We start from the raw sequence: 19,463 nt of genomic DNA on the forward strand, positions 1-19,463 counted from the left end.
TACTTTCTCCTACCTTTCATTTTCTCCCCCAAAAGTCGAAAAAAGAGCCTTGTTTTTGACTCTATCACGAAAAATAAAGCATGTCTAGTACACGTACATAGTCAATACGGGGGTGATAACCCGATGGTAATAAGAAACCGTGTTCTTCAATTTCCTTCTTTGTAATTGATTTTCTTCCACCTGTCTCTTTTCGTTCCCAAAATGAAATAACATGTTTTGCTTCTAGTAAATAAAATTCATCATGAAGCGTAAATTTAATAATAACGAATGCAATGCCTTTATGTAGCAAAACACGTTTCATATGTTCGATTTGGTGAAGATGGAAATTTTGCAAAGGAAGACTCGTTTTATTTTTTGTTTCCTTTGCTTCAAAATCAACATATTTTCCTTTGTATACGCCATTGTAATCCGTTGTAGATGGCTGCTGGAAGTATGCTTCTTTTACAACAGCTGCGCTTCGAGCTGGATAGTCTACTTTTACAATTTGAAGAGGGGTCGGTTTCTTATGCATACAAGCAACGCCTTGAGTTAAGTAATATTGATTCGTTTCGTTTAATTCCTCCTCAAGGGACATACCTCTATTACTATAAGTATGTTTTTTTATCGGTGGATTATGAGTTTTTGGTGTTTGAATATACCTTTTTCCATTTGGATAACGAATGGTCATCTTGTATCCACTCCAACTTGCATAGAATCACTTACAAAGGTGATTATACCAAAAAAAATGTGAAATAGGCGATTTTTTTCAAGAGAGGTGAAAAGCATAGCGATGTTCATAGAAAATGAATATGAGAAAATAAGGAAAAAACGGGGTGCTTTTTCTTGTACATCTGAAGAAAAGCAGTTGGTCTTTCGAATTCGACAACAAACCGCTCTTGCTAATATTGATAACGTTTCCCGTACACACGCTTATCAGGAGTATTATAGACGTAACCATGAGGTTGGTTGGTCATTTTTAGCGAGTATGGTATCAAGAAATGCAGGATGGAATATGACAGATTTAGAGGGAAAATACTATCCGAAAGTTCTATCTGAAAGGGTACGCCATCAACTATTTCTTACGTATGAGCGGGCAAATTGGCTCATTTTTGCGGATGCATATCCACAACTTTTATTGTATGAGTATAGTAAGAAAAAGAAACAGCCATTATTTCATTTGCTTCAATTTTTTTCTGTATCTATTTTTATGGAACGAGAGTGGCAATATTTTTGGGAGGAAAAAAATGAGCAGCATTTGATTACTTCGCTTATTATTAATGAACAAAATATCATTCAAGAACCTATTATTGAACATCCATTTTTTAAGAAAAATGTATTTCAAACGTTACTATTTAAATTTCAAGAACTCTTCCACTTTAGTGCGGTTGTCTTTCCAACTATGGAAGGGAATTTGTACGGATTTTCAGTACATGAATTTGAAATGTTAATGAAAAGAATTGAACTAGGAAAGAAGTTAGCTTGGCTTGTATTTCACCCACGTTATAAGACGTATTTTCAAAAGTTTTCATCTCAAACAGTACATACAGGATCGAGGATGGATTATGAACAGTATTTTCCTCTTGAAAAAGAACAAGATACACCACAGCTGCGTGAGGCTTTCTTTGTTATCCCTCATCACCGAAGTAATACGAAAGATTGGTTTCATGAAAGTATAGATGTCGGGAAATGGTTCACTTTTCAAGAACCAGAAGGAGAGGTTGATATTACGGGATGGTTTTTACAAAAGCAACAGCAATTACATTTATTTTCGTCATTCAGTAGTTTTTTTACATGATATAATAAGAAAGCCCGCTGTTTTATACAGCGGGCATGTGTACTATATTTTATCCCGCATTAACGAGCTGTAAGACTCCCACCTCAAAACTTGAGAGAAGCGAAGAAGTTTAGGTGGGAGATAAACAGCTCGTTAATGCTCGATTGGTCGGGCTGACACTCAGTGGTGGATGGAGAACCTCCCCACTGAGTGAAGTTTCACTTTATGTAGCAGGACGATTTGGGCCATCTAATTTCGGATTCCCTGTTTCAGGTGTTTTTTGTGAGCGTTGCTGCGGTTTCTTTTGTTCATTTCTAGTCTTTGCCATCACGAGCACCTCCTTTCGTCTATAGCGTTGCCATTTTACTTTCTTTCATACAAAAAATCACTTTCTTTGCCGAATTAAAACTAGTTTTGTCAAGGTGGAAGGAGTAAGATGTATATCGTCGAATTAACATGGCAAAGCAAAGGCAAAGAAGGAGGCGGTTTGAGGATGAAAGCAGTTCCCAAAGAAGCGATTATACAAACGATGGATCAAATGTTAAGTACTCTTGATTTGCTTGAAATGAATATTTCCCTTAGAGTTAATCATGCACTCAAAGATAAACGTGAGTTTGTAAATAATAAAGTAGAGATAACAGAAATGCATATACAGCATATGGAGTCAAAAATGGTACATCATGAAGAGAAAGGGAGTTGGCTACAGACGTTTCAAAACGTGGTAGTTACAGCATAAGTAGGTGGAATAGTGACATATGTAAAGCTAGTACAAATTACAGAGCAATTAATAAAATACAATGATGAAACGATAGAAATGAGACAAGAGAGGCAAATGGATATAGATCGCGAAGTGGATTTTTATAAGGAAATAAAACCTTTCGTAAATAAAGTTGATGCGGCGTTAGAAGAATGGAAAGGGTTAGCGCTAGATTGGATAAGGAGTGAGAAACCTAAATATATCCATCCCGCACAAGTTGAACAAGTACATGAGAATCTGCAAAATAATGCGTTGCAATGTTTTGCAAAGAGGACAAATGAGAAAAGGTTTCATGAAACGCATCAGGCTATTTTATATACATTGCAATCTGTTGTGAATCAATGTATATAACAAGAGGGGAATCCCCTCTTGTTTTTTATGCTTCAGTGACAATATTTTCTTCTGGTATTTTTGCTCCGCTTATTTCTAATTCGCGAATTAAAGTTCTGTAATCAGATAAACAAATTTTCCCTGATAAATAGTGATGCCTTGCAAAATCGAGCAATTCATCCATACTTTCTGGAACATATCCCTTTTTCATTAAAAACGCTTGTTTTAACTCCCTTAACATCATATTGATTCCCCCTCATAAGAATCTTCTCCAATTCATCGTAGCATAAAAAAGTTTAAATTCTTATTTTTTTAAAAATTTAAACTTCCGACAAGGATAGACATATGAATTATTACACCTTTTATTTTCTTTGTTCATATTGTATAGGTAGAAACAATTACAGAGGGGGGAGAATGTATGTTTCAGCAAAATCAATACTACAGTTATAATATGCATCCTTTTTCACCGTATTATGGGAATCAAGCGAATTATTTTCAACCATTTCAAGTTTCATTTATGAATCAGCCTATGTTTTATCCGCCGAAACAGCCTTTTCAAACTTCTGCGTATCAGTATTCACCACATCCACCATACGCGCCGTATACGCCATATCCTGCGATGAATAAGAAAAACCAAATGAAACAGCAACCGAACCAGTTCTCAAATATTATGTCACAGTTTAAAACATCGGACGGAAATTACGACATTAACAAAATGGTAGGAACAGCGGGGCAAATGATGAACACGATGAATCAAGTTACAGGTATTATTAAACAAGTAGGCGGATTTTTTGTGAAATGATAACATATTGATAATATAGGAAGAAAAAATTGCTGAATGAGACAGACGTATATGTGGGGTTGTTATGAACATCATACGACAGAAGGAAGAGTTTACGGTGTGACCGTCACGTTTCTACAGTTGCTTTTTAAATGAATAAGTACCAAACCAGTTTTGTGCACAACTTTCTACTATAGAAATAGGTATTTATAACAAACAGCTTTTACCACTTTCTCATATTGTAAAGTGAAAGAAGATTTTGAATATGAGAGAGGAGAGAAAAACTATGCATCATCATTGTCATCCTTGTCATCCTTGTAAGCCATGTTTTGGAGGGCATAAACCTGTTTCACCAATAACAACGACACCACCAATTGTTCATCCGACAAAACATTGCGAAACACATACATTCTCAACAACGGTCGTCCCTCACATTCATCCAACTCACACAACACACGTTCATCATCAAATGATTAAAAATCAGCACTTCTTCCCGCAAACACATTCGAATGTGAATGTTGTAGATCCAAGTGATCCAGGTCATGTTGGTGGAGTATGGGATAATGTAGGACCACAAGTTTCACCGTTTATGCCGAATGTAGGACCACAAATTTCACCGTTTATGCCAAACGTAGGTCCAAATGTCGGTCCGCAAATTTTACCGACAGGTCCAAATGTAGGACCAAATGTAGGCGGCATTTTCAAAAAGTAAGTATAATGAAAAAAGAACTAGTGCTGTGCTAGTTCTTTTCTTTCGTGAAAGGTGTGTTGAAATGAAAGTTGTAGCCATAACAGGATATAAGCCATTTGAAATCGGTGCATTTTCAAATGATCATCCCGGCGTAGAATACATAAAAAAGGCGATTTATAAACGGCTTCTTTCTTTTGTTGAAGAAGGGATAGAGTGGGTTATTATTAGTGGGCAATTAGGGGTGGAGTTATGGGCTGCCGAAGTGGTTTTTGATTTACAAATGGAATATCCGGATTTAAAGCTTGGTGTATTTACACCATTTCTCGAACAGGAGGAGAATTGGAACGAAAAAAATAAAGAATATTATGAGTTTATTTTATCGCAAGCTGATCATATTGATAGTATTACGAAACGAAAATATGAGAATCCAGAACAGTTTCGACTGAAGACACAATTTTTTATTGAGAAAAGTGATGCACTGTTAGCCCTTTATGATGAAGAAAAGCCAGGAAGTCCAAAATATATGGCGGCTGCAGCAAAGAAAAAGGCAGAGTTAGAAAATTATCGCTGTTCTTTCATTTCATTTTCAGATTTACAAGATATAATAGAAGAGGAGCAGTGGAAAAATGAGTAATAAAAACATTGTTCATAATAAGGGAAGTTGTTGACAAAAAAGATGGTTTCTGAAAAAATTTAAGTAATGAATGTTTTCGTAAAGACTTGAGGTGGAAAAATGATTTCGGATAAAATTAAATTAACAGCAAAAGACATTTTAGAAAAAGAATTTAAAATTGGAATGCGTGGTTATCAACAAGAGGAAGTTGATAAATTTTTAGACACGATCATTAAAGACTATGAGGCATTCCATAAAGAAATTGAGCAATTACAGCAACAAAATGCCCGTCTAAAACAAGAAGTGGAACAACAAAAAGCAGTTGCAACACAAAATCAAGTAGTGCAGCCTGTTGCTACTCCAGCTCCACAACCAATGTACAACAATACAAATACGGACATTTTAAAACGTCTATCTAATCTAGAAAAAGCTGTATTTGGTAGCAAGTTATACGAATAATAGAAGAAACTAAATAAATTTGTAGCATTTTACATCGAAAAAACGTTGCAAAATTGATTTGTTTCTACTATACTAATGGTTGTCATAACGTTTGGGTAATCGCTGCAACTTAAATGTTGTAGAGGAAAGTCCATGCTCGCACGACCTGAGATGGTCGTAGTGTTCGTGCCTAGCGAATTCATAAGCTAGGGTATTCTGGCGTTAAGCTGGATTAACGGCAGGGAAAAAGCCTAAGTCCTTTGGATATGGCTTGACTACCTTTAAAGTGCCACAGTGACGAAGTCCCAGAAGAAATGATGGGAGTGGAACGAGGTAAACCCCACGAGCGAGAAACCCAAATTATGGTAGGGGAATCTTTTCCAAGGAAATGAACGATGGAAAAGGACAGAGTTTTCTCTCTGTAGATAGATGATTGCCACCGGAGTACGAGGCGTGGGCCGTTTGTAGTACAAAGGAACAGAACATGGCTTACAAAACGTTATGAACCAACTATGTAATTGATCAGCTCTCCTTTGCAAGAGGAGGGCTTTTTATTTGTATGAAGTATTGAATTGTGAGTTAGAATGGTAAAGACATCTCTATGAGAAAACTCCATCATTTTAAACGATGATACATATAAGGAGAATGAAAATGGGAAAAATCACTTTAATTGCAACAGCAGCAATGGGGATTGAGGCCCTTGTTGCGAGAGAAGTTCGTGATCTTGGCTATGAGTGTCAAGTAGAGAACGGAAAAGTAATATTTGAAGCAGATGAGAAAGCGATTTGTCGCAGTAATTTATGGCTGCGTACAGCAGATCGTGTAAAGATTAAAGTTGGAGAGTTTAAAGCGACAACGTTTGATGAATTGTTTGAAAAAACAAAAGCATTAAATTGGGGCGATTACATTCCTGAAAATGGAGAGTTTCCGGTAATTGGTAAGTCGATCAAATCTACATTGTTTAGTGTGCCAGACTGTCAACGTATCGTAAAAAAAGCAGTTGTAGAAAAAATGAAGAGCACATATAAGCGCACAACGTGGTTTGAAGAAAATGGCCCGTTATTCCGCATTGAAGTAGCGCTATTAAAAGATGTGGCAACACTTACAATTGATGCGAGTGGTGTTGGACTTCATAAGCGTGGTTACCGCGTTGGACAAGGTGAAGCACCATTGAAAGAAACATTAGCGGCATCTTTAATTAAGCTAACGAATTGGAAGCCAGACCGTCCATTTGTGGATCCATTCTGTGGTTCTGGGACAATTCCAATCGAAGCAGCATTAATTGGCCAAAACATTGCTCCAGGATTTAACCGTGAGTTCGCTTCTGATGAGTGGGGGTGGATTGGTAAACAAAACTGGGACGAAGCTCGTCAAGAAGCTGAAGATTTAGCGAAATATGATCAACCACTGCAAATTATCGGTTCCGATGTCGATCACCGTATGGTACGCGTAGCACAAGATAATGCCGATGAAGTTGGACTTAGTGATTTGATTACATTTAAGCAAATGCAAGTAAAAGATTTCACAACAAAAGAGGAATATGGATATGTAGTCACGAATCCTCCATACGGAGAACGTTTAAGTGATAAGCCTCTTGTGGAGCAGTTATATAAAGAGCTTGGTGAAGTATTCCGCCCGCTTGATACGTGGTCTTTATACTTATTAACGAGCTATGAAGCATTTGAAAAATGTTATGGTCAAGATGCTTCCAAAAAGCGTAAGTTATTTAACGGGTTTATTCGTACTGATTATTATCAATACTTTGGAAAGCGTCCGCCACGCGTGTAGTATAAAACTTCTTTAGCGCGCATATACTTGTTATTATGCGATAATCTAAAGGAGGCAGTGATATGGACGGTTCGCAATTTGCAATGATTCAAAAAGCCATTCATAGAACGAGCGACGAACTAGAAAAAGAAATGATAAATCAAGGGATAGCTGCTGAAGGAATCGAACGAGCGCAAGATGAATATTTATCAGCACTATCATACGACACGCTAATAGATAAGCGTTATTTACAATCATTAATACGCTAAAAAGTTTTCCTGGGTTCCAGGAAAACTTTTTTACGCTCATTAAGATGGATCAGGGGGGCTGGCAGCTGTGTTTTTACAGTTGCTCCATCTTTTATGATAGAAAATTTGTTGCTGGAGGGTCAGGATGTTTACGAAGCAAAGGTTGCCATTTGAAGTTGGAAAGCAAGATAATTTTTATGATAAATTAAATGAATGGATTGGAGATGTCTTTTATGACATTTTGCCAGAAAAGGGATTTGAAGAGCGTGACGAGCAAATCTTTATGGCATTCCAATTAGAAAGAGCATTTCAAGAAAAGAAAGTCATGTTTGCAGAAGCTGGCGTAGGAACAGGGAAAACAATTGTATATCTTTTATATGCAATTTGTTACGCTCGTTATACAGGGAAGCCGGCAATTATCGCGTGTGCTGATGAAACGTTAATTGAGCAGCTTGTAAAAGAAGAAGGCGATATTGCAAAGTTATCGAAAGCATTAGGTTTATCAGTAGATGTGAGATTAGCGAAATCGATGGATAACTATTTATGTTTACAAAAATTAGAAGATGTTATGAGCGGACGAGCTCCAGAAGTGATTGAAGATTTATATTATGAATTGCCACAGTTCGTTTTTGATCATGGAACGATGCAAAACTTTACTCATTACGGAGATCGTAAAGAATATCCAGCATTAAATGATGAAGAATGGTCAAAAGTATCTTGGGACTATTTCCAAGATTGTTTCACATGTGAATCACGCCATCGCTGCGGGCAAACATTATCACGTGAACATTACCGAAAAGCTGCAGACTTAATTGTTTGTTCACAAGACTTCTATATGGATCATATTTGGACATATGATGCCCGTAAACGTGAAGGGCAAATTCCACTTCTTCCAGAGAGTAGCTGCGTTATTTTTGACGAAGGACATTTAGTAGAATATGCAGCACAAAAAGCGTTAACATATCGTTTGAAACAAACGATGATGGAGCAATTATTAACACGTTTATTGCAAAATGATATTCGTGAAGAATTTGCTCATTTAGTGGAAGAAACAATTTTACAAACAGAACGCTTCTTTGATGCGTTAAAGGAAAGTGTAGAAGAAATTTCGGGATCTGATCGCCTGAAAGTGACGCTATCAGAAAAAATTACGAAAGAAGCTAAGGCGCTTTATGCAAAAATTGGGGAAGTTGGAGATGCTCTTGTGTTCGAGAGCGAAATGCATACAGTAAACACATACGATTTAAACATTGTCGATGAGCATTTAGACGTATTAGAACATTCACTTCGCTTATTTATGCATGAGAAAAATGTTATTACGTGGGGAGAAGAAAATGATGATTCCTTCACGTTAGTAATTATGCCGCGTGCAGTAGAGGAAGTGTTACAAGAGAAAGTATTCTCGAAAAAAATTCCTTACATTTTCTCTTCAGCAACATTATCAGAAAATGAATCGTTCTCATTTATTGCAAATAGTTTAGGGGTAAAAGATTATTTATCATTCTCAGTTGCATCTCCATTTGAATATGAAGAGCAAATGAAGGTATATTTACCAACGTATGCAGAAGAACATGCATGGGAAAGAAAATGTCAGTACGCATTAGAGGAAATTCAAAAGACAAATGGTCGCACGTTAATTTTATTCCGCACGAAGGAAGAGTTATCTGCGTTTAAAGAATATGTAAGTAAAGAACAAATGTCAGTACCATTTTTATATGAAGGCGATCAAGAAATTAGTCAGCTCGTTTCTCGTTTCCAAAATGAAGAAGAAACAGTACTATGTGCCGTACACTTATGGGAAGGATTAGATATCCCAGGTTCATCTCTATCTCATGTAATCATTTGGTCACTTCCATTCCCTCCAAACGATCCTGTGTTTGAAGCGAAGCGCAAGCATGTGAACGATCCATTTTGGGATGTTGATGTACCATATATGATTTTACGTCTTCGTCAAGGAATTGGTCGTTTAATTCGTACAAGTGAAGATAGTGGTTATATTTCATTATTCTTATCGGAAAATGAAGATGAAAAAGTAATCGAACCTGTAAAGCGCGTACTTCCTGTTGAAGGGAAAGTGTTACAATAAGCTTGGCGTATGCCAAGCTTATTTCTATTTTAGAAGGAATTATAATGTTTCTGTCGAATAGGAAATGAGGGTAAAAAAGGAGGGCTTTTACATATGACAGCAGTTGTACATGAAATGGAAACACAGTTTTTAGCTTACGTAAAGAAGATGATGAATTATGAGGAAGCGCTAAATCTTATCTTTTGGGATTTACATACAGGCGCACCGAAGCAAGGTGTGGATCAGCGTTCTGAAGTAATTGGTATGCTTTCGACAGAAGTATTTGAAATGTCTACATCAAAGGAGATGCTATCGTATATTACGGGATTAGAATCTTTAATTGCGGAAGGCAAAGTGTCTGAAACGACGAGAAAAATTGTTGAAGAATGCCGCAAAGAGTACGATCGTAATGAGAAGATTCCAAAGAATGAATACGAAGAGTTTGTAAAGTTACAAGCAAAAGCGGAGAGTGTATGGGAAGAAGCGCGTGATCAGTCTGATTTTGAAATGTTCCGCCCATACTTAGAGAAAATTGTTGAATTTAAAAAGAAATTTATTACATATTGGGGCTATGAAACATATAAGTATAATACATTATTAGACATGTACGAGCCAGGTGTGACGGTAGAAGTGTTAGACCGTGTATTTGGACAATTGCGGGAGCGTATTGTACCGCTTGTACAAGACATTGCAAAGTCTGATAAGCAGTTAAAAACAGACGTGTTATTTAAACATTTTTCAAAAGAGAAACAAAAAGAATTCAGCTTGCAGTTATTGGAGCAGTTACAATATAACTTCGGTGCAGGGCGCTTAGATGAAACGGTGCATCCATTTGCTATTACATTAAACCGCGGTGATGTTCGTATTACAACGCGTTATGATGAAAAGGATTTTCGTATGGCGGTGTTTGGTACAATTCATGAGTGTGGCCACGCTGTGTATGAACAAAATATTTCAAAAGAATTAGAAGGTACACCGCTTTGTGACGGAACATCAATGGGGATCCATGAGTCACAATCGTTATTCTTTGAAAACTTCATTGGTCGCAATAAGTCATTTTGGAAGAAAAACTATGATTTACTGGGGCAATATGCGGGCGATCAGTTTGCAGGTTTGTCTGTAGATGATTTTTACGATGCAATTAATGAATCAAAACCATCTTACATTCGTATTGAAGCAGATGAATTAACATATCCGCTTCATATTATGGTTCGTTATGAGTTAGAAAAAGAGTTATTTGATGGTACATTGGAAGTGAAAGATTTACCAACTGCTTGGAATGATAAAATGGAGAGTTACCTAGGAATTCGCCCAGAAAATGATGCGCAAGGTGTACTGCAAGACGTGCACTGGTCTGATGGATCATTTGGTTACTTCCCATCTTATGCACTTGGCTACATGTACGCAGCGCAGTTTAAGCATAAGATGCTAGAAGAAATTCCAAACTTTGATATGTTGTTAGAAGAAGGAAATGTCGCGCCAATCCGTGAATGGTTAACAAACAATATTCATCAATATGGTAAAACGAAAAAACCGTTAGAAATTTTACAAGATGTAACAGGTGAAGGGCTAAATGCAAATTATTTAGCTGATTACTTAGAAGCGAAGTATAAAGAGATTTATAAATTATAAAAGGCGTAAAAAGGGCGGAACTTTATTCGCCCTTTTTATATTCGATAAAGGAGTGGTAGCATGCCATACACGTTTCAAAAGATGACAGAAAAGCAAGCGGAGCATATCGCATACCATTGGCACTACGACGGGAAATATGCGTTTTACAATATGGAAGCAGATGAAGAAGATTTAGCTGAGTTTTTGAATAGTGAAATGCGTGGAGATCAATACTTTACGGTTATGGATAAGGGAGAGCTTGTTGGATTTTTTTCTTTTTATCAAGCAAAAGATAATATTATTGACATGGGACTTGGTATGGCACCGAGTTTAACAGGGAGTGGAAAAGGACTCTCTTTTGTGAAAGCTGGGATGATGTTTAGTATGAGAAAATATAATCCGAAATTTTTAACGTTGTCTGTAGCGGCGTTTAATGAACGAGCGATAAAAGTATATGAGAAAGCGGGCTTTGAAATAGTTGGGACGTTTGTGCAACAAACGAATGGAAGTCGGTTTGAATTTATAAAGATGATGTATACATGCTAAGAAAGAACAGTTAGTAGACTGTTGTATGTATTTTCAGAAAACGAACAAAATGTAAAGAAATTCTTATTTTGTACGTCTTTTTCTTAAAAAAAGCTTTTCAAAGTAAGAAGACTACGTTATAATCCTTCTATAAATAACTGAATAAGTTAGCGACACTCATATAATCGCGGGAATATGGCCTGCAAGTTTCTACCGAAGCACCGTAAATGCTTTGACTATGAGTGAGGACGAATATATTTTTGTAGTTTCATATCTTTTGCAAAACTCCAAAAGTACGTCTCTCACTTGTAACGAGTGGTGGCGGCTTTTGGAGTTTTTTATTTGCATAAGAGGGGGACTTACCATGAAATTATTACAAGAGAAAATTTTACAAGAAGGAAATGTATTATCTGATGATGTGTTAAAAGTGGATGCATTTTTAAATCATCAAATTGATCCAGTGCTTATGCGAGAAATTGGAAAAGAGTTTGCAGAGCGTTTTAAAGAAGCAAACATAACAAAAGTTGTAACAATTGAATCATCAGGTATTGCACCAGCTGTTATGGCGGCGCTTGAGCTCGGTGTGAAAGTTGTATTTGCTAGAAAACGTAAATCATTAACGTTACAAGATAATATGTATACGGCAAAAGTATATTCTTATACAAAGCAAGAAACGAACGAAATCTCATTATCAAGAAATCACATTGATGAAAGAGATCGTGTATTAATCATTGATGACTTTTTAGCAAATGGTCAAGCAGCACTTGGGTTAATGAGTTTAGTAGAACAAGCAGGTGCTACTGTGGTGGGACTTGGTATTGTCATTGAAAAAGCATTTCAAGATGGAGGAAAGAAATTACGAGAAAGCGGAATTCGTATTGAATCACTAGCAGAAATTGCATCGTTAGAACATGGTACGGTCACATTCGTTTCGCATGAAACTGCGGAGGTGAAATAGGGATGAAAAACACCCCGTTAAAAGTTGCCTCACTTGGTATGCAGCATATGTTAGCGATGTATGCTGGTGCGATTATCGTTCCGCTTATTGTTGGAACCGGTTTAGGCTTAAATCAACAAGAGCTAACATACTTAATTTCGATTGACTTATTAATGTGCGGCGTTGCTACAATTTTGCAAGCAGTATCCAATCGTTTCTTCGGAATTGGTCTTCCAGTTGTGCTTGGTTGTACGTTTACAGCGGTTGGACCGATGATTGCAATCGGTAAACAGTATGGTGTGTCTTCTATATATGGAGCGATTATTGCGGCCGGATTGTTTGTACTACTGTTTGCAAACCTTTTTGGAAAGCTCGTTAAGTTATTCCCTCCTGTTGTAACGGGTTCTGTTGTAACGGTAATTGGAATTACATTAGTACCAGCTGCGATGAATGATATGGCTGGTGGTGTAGGAAGTAAAGACTTTGGAAGCTTAGAAAATTTAATGTTAGCATTTGGTGTTTTACTATTTATCATTATGATATACCGCTTTTTTGATGGATTTATTCGTTCTATTTCTATTTTATTAGGCTTACTATTTGGAACAATTATTGCGGCAATGATGGGGAAAGTCAGTTTACAAGCAGTAGCAGATGCAAACTGGTTTCATGGGGTGCAGCCGTTTCATTTTGGGACGCCAACTTTTGAAATTGCCCCAATCATTACGATGATTCTCGTTGCGTGCGTTGGTATTGTAGAAGCAACAGGTGTATATTTTGCACTCTCTGATATTTGTGAGAAAAAGATTGGTGAAAAAGAACTCACGAAAGGTTACCGTGCTGAAGGATTAGCAATGGTGCTCGGCGGTGTATTTAATGCATTTCCGTATACGACATATTCGCAAAATGTAGGGCTTGTACAATTAACAGGTGTACGAAGCAGGGTTGTCATTTATACATGTGGTGGAATGTTAATTGTATTAGGATTCATTCCAAAAATTGCAGCTTTGACGACAATTATTCCAAAACCAGTGCTTGGCGGTGCGATGTTAGCAATGTTTGGTATGGTTATGGCGTATGGTATTAAAATGCTGAGTGCTGTAAACTTTGCAAAACAAGAAAATTTATTAATCGTTGCTTGTTCTGTTGGAATTGGTCTTGGTGTGACAGTTGTACCAACATTATTCTCGCAGCTTCCAGAAAGCATTCGCATTTTAACGGATAATGGAATTGTGTTAGGAAGTGCATCGGCTGTTCTGCTGAACATTATTTTTAATATGGTACCGAGCAGACAAAAGAAGCAAAGTGAAGAAACGGTTCCATTGCAGCGAGCAGTGTCTGAAGCGTAAAAAAGCAACATCTCATTACGAGATGTTGCTTTTCTTTTTCAATGGCATTTTCTTTCCGTATGTGCCAAGGCGCCAAACGTATTCAAGAGGACCGTATTGATAGTGTGCTAACCACCAGCGGCTAATGAATATTTGTAAAATAAACAGAGCGATACAAAACAGTGTTCCGCCCCATAACGGGAATACAATGTCCATTTTTACGAGTAAACCGAACACAAGTAATGTAATAACTGTTTGCGAGATATAGTTCGTTAATGCCATACGTCCAACATATTGGAATGGTTTAAATACTTTTTGCCATTTTTCATGTTGAAGTAAACGTAGCAATGTGACGATGTAGAAAATAAATAATGTTTTTCCACTTAACATTGTGAGACCACTCATTTTCATTGGTGCATAAGAATCAACTTTACTGAAATAGAAAATCATAATTCCTAAAATCGGTAAAGAAGCGATGAAAGTGATAATTTGCCACTTCTTTAGCTGTGCATCAAGTTCCTTCGCGCGGCGGAATATATCTTTTTTTCCAGCATATAAACCAAGCAAAAATAGTGCTAATATTTCAGGGAACATGATTAGAAAACTAGGAAGTGCCTCGGAATAAAATTCAGTAAAACGATCTTGTACTTGTAATATCCAATCTTGTAATGGAATTACAGGCGCTGCCAATTCACCTAGCTCTTCAGGTGGGATAAAGAATAAAATTAAGCTTGTTAGGAACATGAAAATTTGGGACAAAACTAATAAAATAATGGCCCAAACAAGTATTGTTCCGGGCTGGCGTTTATAAAAGAGTAATAAGAAAAATCCACATAGTGCATACGTATGTAAAATATCGCCATTCCATAGTAATACATAATGTAAAAAACCAAATAACAATAAGACAAGTAAGCGTCTTACAAATAATAGCTTTGGACGATCTGTTTTTTCTTCTGCTCGCGTCATGAAAATGTAAAATCCAAGTCCAAATAAGAAAGAAAAAATAGTATAAAATTTCGTCTGTACAAATAAATCGTAAAATAGACGGATATAGCTGTCTACTCCTTCGTAAACACCGGTTAACTCACGCGACTCAATCCCAGCTATTACTGGCCAGTTTACTAGGAAAATACCAAGGATTGCAAAGCCGCGAATAATATCGACGGAATGAATCCTTTCGTTGTTTTGAATACTTTGTATCATGAAAAGCCTCCTTTTGTTTTAAAGCACTTTTATTATAAATGATGAGAGATAGATATCAGAAGAGGATTTACCAATTTTTAAGTATAATTAAGGTTATGTTAAGGAGTTATAATAATGATGCACAGCAAGTTTACTACCTCCTTCAAAACAGGTATTGTCAAACTTCTCATAAACGGAGGAGAAATCCTCCGTTTATTTTTCGTATGGATATACATTCTTAATAATAAAATATTTGTAAAAATGATAATTATTATCAAAAAAGTGAGGAGTGAAGCATATGGTATATACATGTATTGCGATAACATTGGTTTCATATGTCCTCATTACAAAATATGTACGAAAACGAATTGGAGAAACAAAATGAATACAAATACATAAAATCCCTTTCATTTCAGAACAGAGTTGAAATGAAAGGGATTTTTTTAGTGAGAAGATACGGAAAATTTAGTATTATAAAAGAGGAATACAACTTGGGACAAAGGGGCACGAGGGGATGACAAATACAGTGCAAACAAACAGTCTACAAAAACTCGTTTGTTTTTATGAACAATGGAAGAAACAGGGGGACATTGAAAATAGTGAAAAGCTGTTAGAAGTTGCGAAAAAATATAAAAAAGAGCAGCTAATGATGGCGTTTTGTGGGCATTTTTCTGCTGGTAAATCAACAATGATGAATTATTTATATAAAGATCAATTGTTGCCAACAAGTCCAATTCCAACGAGCGCAAACGTTGTGAAAATAGAGAAAGGCGAGAGTCGGGTTATTGTTTCATTAAAATCGGGCGAAGAGTATGAATATGATGGAATGTATACTGCTGATGAATTAAAGCGTCTTTGTAAAGATGGAGATGAGGTCATTGGTATACATATTTACAGGGAAGACGCAACCCTTCCGGATGGTGTCGTGCTTGTTGATACACCTGGTATTGATTCAACAGATGATGCTCATCAATTAGCAACGGAATCAACGCTTCACCTTGCGGATATTATTTTTTATATGATGGACTACAACCATGTCCAATCAGAAGTGAATTTGCAGTTCGTAAAAGAATTGAAACAACGTGATAAAACGGTGTATCTCGTTATCAATCAAATTGATAAGCATAAAGAAAATGAATTATCATTTAATGCTTATCAGCAAAGTGTCTCACAATCATTTGCGAACTGGAATATAGAAGTGGATGGGATTTTTTACACATCACTACGGATGCAAAATCATTCGCATAACGAATTAAATAAACTTGAAAGTCTTCTCTCTTCGATTGTAAGAGAAAAAGAAGCATATGTGAAAATTGGTATGGGACGGGAAGTGGCGTATTTATTACAAGAACATATGTCTTCTGTACTTTCAGGATATGAGAAACAATTAGAACCGTTTCAAAAAGAGCTATCATCTACATTATCGATTCAGGAAATTGTAAATAGATTAGAGAAGTTACAAGAAAAAAACAATGGGATGGCACGAGAAATAGATGAAGCGAAAGAGCAGTTTTTTAATGGTTTACAAAAGATTTTAGATGATGCATATTTAATGCCGTTTGAAATGCGTGATTTAGCAAATCAATATTTAGAAACAAAATTAACAAAATTTAAAGTTGGTTTCTTATTCGCAAAAGGAAAAACAGAGCAAGAGAAAGACCGTCGTTTACGGGCTTTTTATGATGCTTTACAAAAAACTGTAGAAACGCAGTTAGATTTTCATGTAAAGGAATATATTGCATCATTTTTGAAAGAGAAAGATTCGTTTACAGATGAACTTGGAAATAAGGTATATGATTTAAAAATTGAATTTGGTACGAATTTGCTTGAAGGAACGATTAAGCAAGGTGCTGGGTTTACGGGAGATTACTTACTTCAATATACAAAAGATGTGGCGGATGAATTGAAAAAACAATATCGTCGTGAAGCGCAAATTATATTAGAAGAAGGCTTGCCAGCAATGCAGAAGCAGCTTGCTTTTAAAATGAAGACAGTTGTAGAAGAAGTAGCAGAATATGAAGCGCTAAAACAAGCGAAAGATATGAAAATACAATTCATGGAAGAATATGAACGATATGAAATATATTTACAAGACATATGGGAAGAGAGAGTTGAAGCTTCAGCACCTATTGATGTTGAAACAGTGTTGCAAACAACAAAAAGTATGAAAAGCGCGAAGTTTCAGCTACAAATGGAATCTGAGGAAACAAAGGAAAGCGAGCCTATTATAAGAGAAGTAGCTTCCGAAACAAAACTAAACATCGCTCGAATTACAGAACATGTAAAAAATGTAGAGCAAACACTAGAGCAAGTTCCAGCTCTTCGACATGTATATAAAGAAATATTGGAAAAACGAAAACGAATTGAAACGAAGCAATTTACAGTTGCGTTATTTGGGGCATTTAGTGCAGGGAAATCATCTTTTGCAAACGCGTTATTAGGAGAAAAAGTACTGCCGGTCTCTCCAAACCCAACGACAGCAACAATTAATCAAATTTTACCTGTTACAGCTGAAAATCCGCATGGAACGGTCGTTATACAATTTAAATCAAAAGAAGCACTATTTGAAGATTTAAAAGCAGTATATAAGATGTTCCATCGTGATGTTACATCATTAGAAGAAGCGCTTGAGCAAATTGATGATGTACTTCAGTATCCAGCACCAAATGGGAAACAAAAGACAACATTTAGTTTCCTTCGAGCAGTAGAGCGCGGCTATAAAGAAGCGGGCACTCGATTAGGAGAGAAGGTACGGGTCACATTAGACGAGTTCGCAGGTTATGTAGCAAATGAAGAGAAGTCATGCTTTGTTGAGTATATGGAATTATATTATGATTGTGAGCTTACAAGGCAAGGTGTTGCACTTGTTGATACACCAGGAGCAGATTCGATTAATGCCCGTCATACAGATGTTGCGTTTGAGTATATTAAAAATGCAGATGCAATTTTATTTGTTACCTACTACAATCACGTCTTTTCAAGAGCGGATAGAGAGTTTTTAATTCAACTTGGACGTGTAAAAGATACGTTTGCTCTTGATAAAATGTTCTTCTTAATTAATGCAGCTGATTTAGCGCAGTCGCAAGAGGAGTTACAAACGGTAAAAGGATATATTGCCGATCAATTACTTCAGTATGGTATTCGTAACCCACGTTTATTTGCAATCTCAAGTTTATGCGCTTTAGAAGAAAAGCAAGAGCGAGAAGTGCAGAAAGAAATGTACGGTATATTAGAGGATTCTGGTATTGCAAAGTTTGAACAATCGTTTACATCATTTATGATGAAAGATTTAATGCTTGTTTCGGTTCATTCTGTATATGGGGCTGTGCAAAGTGCAAAGCAGTTAATTGTAGATATGATTGACGGAGCAAAGCAAGGGAATGAAGAGAAGGAAAGAAAACGAAAACAATATGAAGGAACAAGAGAAGAACTTCTTCGTATGATTGCATCTTATAGCACTGTAACAGAGGAAAAAGCGCTGCAAAATGAATTGCGAGAGCTGTTGTATTATGTAAAACAACGCTTATTCCTTCGTTACAATGATGTGTTTACAGAATTTATTAATCCAGCTTCACTGAGAACAGATGGAAATGTAAAAGAAAAATTAACAGAATGCTTACTTGAATTACTTGTATTTATGAAGCATGACTTACAGCAAGAAATGAGAGCGACTTCATTGCGACTTGAAAAGTGGATGAATGACGCAATACACAAAGTGCAAACGGAAATGAGCACGCAGTGTAGGACGTATAATAAAGACTTACCAATACAAGTAGAAGTAATATATGAGTATCGTAAGCTTTTGCATCATGAACCGTTTCCACACGTTGATGAAAAGCCATTTAAAAAAGCACTATCACATTTTAAAAATGAAAAAAGTTTCTTTGAAAAAAATGATAAAGCAGCGATGCAAGAAGAGGTAAAGCAAACACTGGATCCATTTGTAACAGATTATATAACGGAAGAAGAGCAATTGTTTAGCGGTCACTATAAGAAAGAGTGGGAAGAAAGTTCTACATTGGTACAAAAAGCGATGGAAGAACGTGTCACAGAGTATTATGAGAGCTTACTATTTGCTTTAGTAGAAACAATTGATGTATCAAGCTATGAACATAAGGAACAGCAGCTAGAAAAAGAATTGGCTGAAATTGAAAAATATATAAAAGGATAATTATGAAAAAAAGATGCGTTCTATTTTCTTTTGTAAGACAGCATCTAACGATTTTACAAATCCAGCAAATTCATCTGTAGAAAGCATATGAGTAAGCACAAGTCGTCTACCATCAGGAGTATCTCCGCATAAGACGAATGAAGTGAACTCATATGTTCTCTCATCTACCATTAGCTGAGGATAGGAATATGAGCCGTTTTTCTTTTTCTTTCCATCGATTGCGATGACGTTGCATTTCTTTTCATTGTTGTCCATGGTGAATCCCTCCT

Annotated in this window: 19 protein-coding genes, 1 other RNA gene and 1 riboswitch; of the genes, 16 read left to right on the forward strand and 4 right to left on the reverse strand. The window is 36.4% G+C overall.

What is annotated here, in order from left to right; genetic code table 11:
* Positions 1-64 precede the first annotated feature (64 nt).
* A complete protein-coding gene (gene recU / locus BAMA_RS05050; protein WP_034636754.1) occupies positions 65-667 on the reverse strand; it encodes a Holliday junction resolvase RecU in 603 nt (200 codons plus the stop codon).
* Positions 668-769: 102 nt separating this feature from the next.
* Here recU and BAMA_RS05055 point away from each other — a divergent pair, with 102 nt between their 5' ends.
* The 3 genes from BAMA_RS05055 (at position 770) to BAMA_RS05065 (ending at position 2,861) form a co-directional block, all read left to right on the forward strand.
* Positions 770-1,774 (forward strand): DUF2515 domain-containing protein, encoded by a 1,005-nt coding sequence (locus tag BAMA_RS05055; protein WP_034636757.1) that lies wholly within the window; start codon positions 770-772, stop codon positions 1,772-1,774.
* Positions 1,775-2,246: 472 nt separating this feature from the next.
* Positions 2,247-2,489 carry a hypothetical protein gene (locus tag BAMA_RS05060; RefSeq protein WP_034637151.1) on the forward strand — a complete coding sequence of 81 codons (243 nt, stop codon included), beginning with the start codon at positions 2,247-2,249 and terminating at the stop codon, positions 2,487-2,489.
* A 12-nt stretch (positions 2,490-2,501) separates the two neighbouring features.
* Entirely contained in the window at positions 2,502-2,861 is a 360-nt protein-coding gene (locus tag BAMA_RS05065; protein WP_034636760.1) for a YppE family protein, read from the forward strand.
* Positions 2,862-2,886: 25 nt separating this feature from the next.
* Here BAMA_RS05065 and yppF read toward each other — a convergent pair whose 3' ends face one another.
* A complete protein-coding gene (gene yppF, locus BAMA_RS05070) occupies positions 2,887-3,084 on the reverse strand; it encodes a YppF family protein (protein WP_034636763.1) in 198 nt (65 codons plus the stop codon).
* 174 nt (positions 3,085-3,258) lie between these two features.
* Between yppF and BAMA_RS05075 the strand changes: the two genes are divergently transcribed.
* From BAMA_RS05075 to pbuX, 12 genes are all read left to right on the forward strand, one after another.
* Entirely contained in the window at positions 3,259-3,642 is a 384-nt protein-coding gene (locus BAMA_RS05075; RefSeq protein ID WP_051758865.1) for a YppG family protein, read from the forward strand.
* Between the two features lie 244 nt (positions 3,643-3,886).
* Positions 3,887-4,333 carry a CotD family spore coat protein gene (locus BAMA_RS05080; protein WP_084157889.1) on the forward strand — a complete coding sequence of 149 codons (447 nt, stop codon included), beginning with the start codon at positions 3,887-3,889 and terminating at the stop codon, positions 4,331-4,333.
* A 61-nt stretch (positions 4,334-4,394) separates the two neighbouring features.
* Entirely contained in the window at positions 4,395-4,946 is a 552-nt protein-coding gene (locus BAMA_RS05085; RefSeq protein WP_034636770.1) for an SLOG family protein, read from the forward strand.
* Positions 4,947-5,045: 99 nt separating this feature from the next.
* The gene (gpsB, locus tag BAMA_RS05090) at positions 5,046-5,384 is read left to right on the forward strand and encodes a cell division regulator GpsB (RefSeq protein WP_034636773.1); all 339 of its coding nucleotides are present in this window, start codon (positions 5,046-5,048) and stop codon (positions 5,382-5,384) included.
* Positions 5,385-5,471: 87 nt separating this feature from the next.
* Positions 5,472-5,860: RNase P RNA component class B (gene rnpB / locus BAMA_RS23775), an RNA gene on the forward strand.
* 154 nt (positions 5,861-6,014) lie between these two features.
* Positions 6,015-7,151, forward strand: a complete 1,137-nt coding sequence (locus tag BAMA_RS05095) for a THUMP domain-containing class I SAM-dependent RNA methyltransferase (RefSeq protein ID WP_034636776.1) — start codon at positions 6,015-6,017, stop codon at positions 7,149-7,151.
* Positions 7,152-7,213: 62 nt separating this feature from the next.
* Positions 7,214-7,399: a DUF3921 family protein gene (locus BAMA_RS05100; RefSeq protein WP_034636778.1), complete on the forward strand. Its 186-nt coding sequence runs from the start codon at positions 7,214-7,216 to the stop codon at positions 7,397-7,399.
* Positions 7,400-7,523: 124 nt separating this feature from the next.
* A complete protein-coding gene (locus BAMA_RS05105; RefSeq protein ID WP_034636779.1) occupies positions 7,524-9,464 on the forward strand; it encodes an ATP-dependent DNA helicase in 1,941 nt (646 codons plus the stop codon).
* Between the two features lie 93 nt (positions 9,465-9,557).
* Complete coding sequence (locus tag BAMA_RS05110) at positions 9,558-11,075, forward strand: carboxypeptidase M32 (protein WP_034636780.1); 1,518 nt, start codon at positions 9,558-9,560, stop codon at positions 11,073-11,075.
* Positions 11,076-11,135: 60 nt separating this feature from the next.
* Positions 11,136-11,600: a GNAT family N-acetyltransferase gene (locus BAMA_RS05115; protein ID WP_034636781.1), complete on the forward strand. Its 465-nt coding sequence runs from the start codon at positions 11,136-11,138 to the stop codon at positions 11,598-11,600.
* Between the two features lie 136 nt (positions 11,601-11,736).
* Positions 11,737-11,838, forward strand: a riboswitch (purine riboswitch).
* 105 nt (positions 11,839-11,943) lie between these two features.
* Positions 11,944-12,537, forward strand: a complete 594-nt coding sequence (locus tag BAMA_RS05120; RefSeq protein ID WP_034636782.1) for a xanthine phosphoribosyltransferase — start codon at positions 11,944-11,946, stop codon at positions 12,535-12,537.
* A gap of 2 nt (positions 12,538-12,539) precedes the next feature.
* Positions 12,540-13,862, forward strand: a complete 1,323-nt coding sequence (gene pbuX / locus BAMA_RS05125) for a xanthine permease PbuX (RefSeq protein ID WP_034636783.1) — start codon at positions 12,540-12,542, stop codon at positions 13,860-13,862.
* Between the two features lie 15 nt (positions 13,863-13,877).
* Here pbuX and BAMA_RS05130 read toward each other — a convergent pair whose 3' ends face one another.
* Positions 13,878-15,044, reverse strand: coding sequence for a DUF418 domain-containing protein (locus BAMA_RS05130; protein WP_034636784.1), 1,167 nt, complete (start codon positions 15,042-15,044; stop codon positions 13,878-13,880).
* A 493-nt stretch (positions 15,045-15,537) separates the two neighbouring features.
* Here BAMA_RS05130 and BAMA_RS05140 point away from each other — a divergent pair, with 493 nt between their 5' ends.
* Complete coding sequence (locus BAMA_RS05140; RefSeq protein ID WP_034636786.1) at positions 15,538-19,194, forward strand: dynamin family protein; 3,657 nt, start codon at positions 15,538-15,540, stop codon at positions 19,192-19,194.
* Here BAMA_RS05140 and BAMA_RS05145 read toward each other — a convergent pair whose 3' ends face one another.
* Positions 19,195-19,449, reverse strand: coding sequence for a DUF3931 domain-containing protein (locus tag BAMA_RS05145; protein WP_034636788.1), 255 nt, complete (start codon positions 19,447-19,449; stop codon positions 19,195-19,197).
* Positions 19,450-19,463 lie beyond the last annotated feature (14 nt).

The organism is Bacillus manliponensis, from assembly GCF_000712595.1.
Taxonomy (GTDB): Bacteria; Bacillota; Bacilli; order Bacillales; family Bacillaceae_G; genus Bacillus_A; species Bacillus_A manliponensis.

Coding starts and splice junctions, on each gene's coding strand:
- BAMA_RS05060 (WP_034637151.1), top strand. CDS start 2,247: ATGAAAGCAGTTCCCAAAGAAGCGATTATACAAACGATGGATCAAATG.
- BAMA_RS05095 (WP_034636776.1), top strand. CDS start 6,015: ATGGGAAAAATCACTTTAATTGCAACAGCAGCAATGGGGATTGAGGCC.
- yppF (WP_034636763.1), bottom strand. CDS start 3,084: ATGATGTTAAGGGAGTTAAAACAAGCGTTTTTAATGAAAAAGGGATAT.
- BAMA_RS05110 (WP_034636780.1), top strand. CDS start 9,558: ATGACAGCAGTTGTACATGAAATGGAAACACAGTTTTTAGCTTACGTA.
- BAMA_RS05120 (WP_034636782.1), top strand. CDS start 11,944: ATGAAATTATTACAAGAGAAAATTTTACAAGAAGGAAATGTATTATCT.
- recU (WP_034636754.1), bottom strand. CDS start 667: ATGACCATTCGTTATCCAAATGGAAAAAGGTATATTCAAACACCAAAA.
- BAMA_RS05100 (WP_034636778.1), top strand. CDS start 7,214: ATGGACGGTTCGCAATTTGCAATGATTCAAAAAGCCATTCATAGAACG.
- BAMA_RS05115 (WP_034636781.1), top strand. CDS start 11,136: ATGCCATACACGTTTCAAAAGATGACAGAAAAGCAAGCGGAGCATATC.
- gpsB (WP_034636773.1), top strand. CDS start 5,046: ATGATTTCGGATAAAATTAAATTAACAGCAAAAGACATTTTAGAAAAA.
- BAMA_RS05055 (WP_034636757.1), top strand. CDS start 770: ATGTTCATAGAAAATGAATATGAGAAAATAAGGAAAAAACGGGGTGCT.
- pbuX (WP_034636783.1), top strand. CDS start 12,540: ATGAAAAACACCCCGTTAAAAGTTGCCTCACTTGGTATGCAGCATATG.
- BAMA_RS05145 (WP_034636788.1), bottom strand. CDS start 19,449: ATGGACAACAATGAAAAGAAATGCAACGTCATCGCAATCGATGGAAAG.
- BAMA_RS05080 (WP_084157889.1), top strand. CDS start 3,887: ATGAGAGAGGAGAGAAAAACTATGCATCATCATTGTCATCCTTGTCAT.
- BAMA_RS05130 (WP_034636784.1), bottom strand. CDS start 15,044: ATGATACAAAGTATTCAAAACAACGAAAGGATTCATTCCGTCGATATT.
- BAMA_RS05105 (WP_034636779.1), top strand. CDS start 7,524: ATGTTTACGAAGCAAAGGTTGCCATTTGAAGTTGGAAAGCAAGATAAT.
- BAMA_RS05075 (WP_051758865.1), top strand. CDS start 3,259: ATGTTTCAGCAAAATCAATACTACAGTTATAATATGCATCCTTTTTCA.
- BAMA_RS05085 (WP_034636770.1), top strand. CDS start 4,395: ATGAAAGTTGTAGCCATAACAGGATATAAGCCATTTGAAATCGGTGCA.
- BAMA_RS05140 (WP_034636786.1), top strand. CDS start 15,538: ATGACAAATACAGTGCAAACAAACAGTCTACAAAAACTCGTTTGTTTT.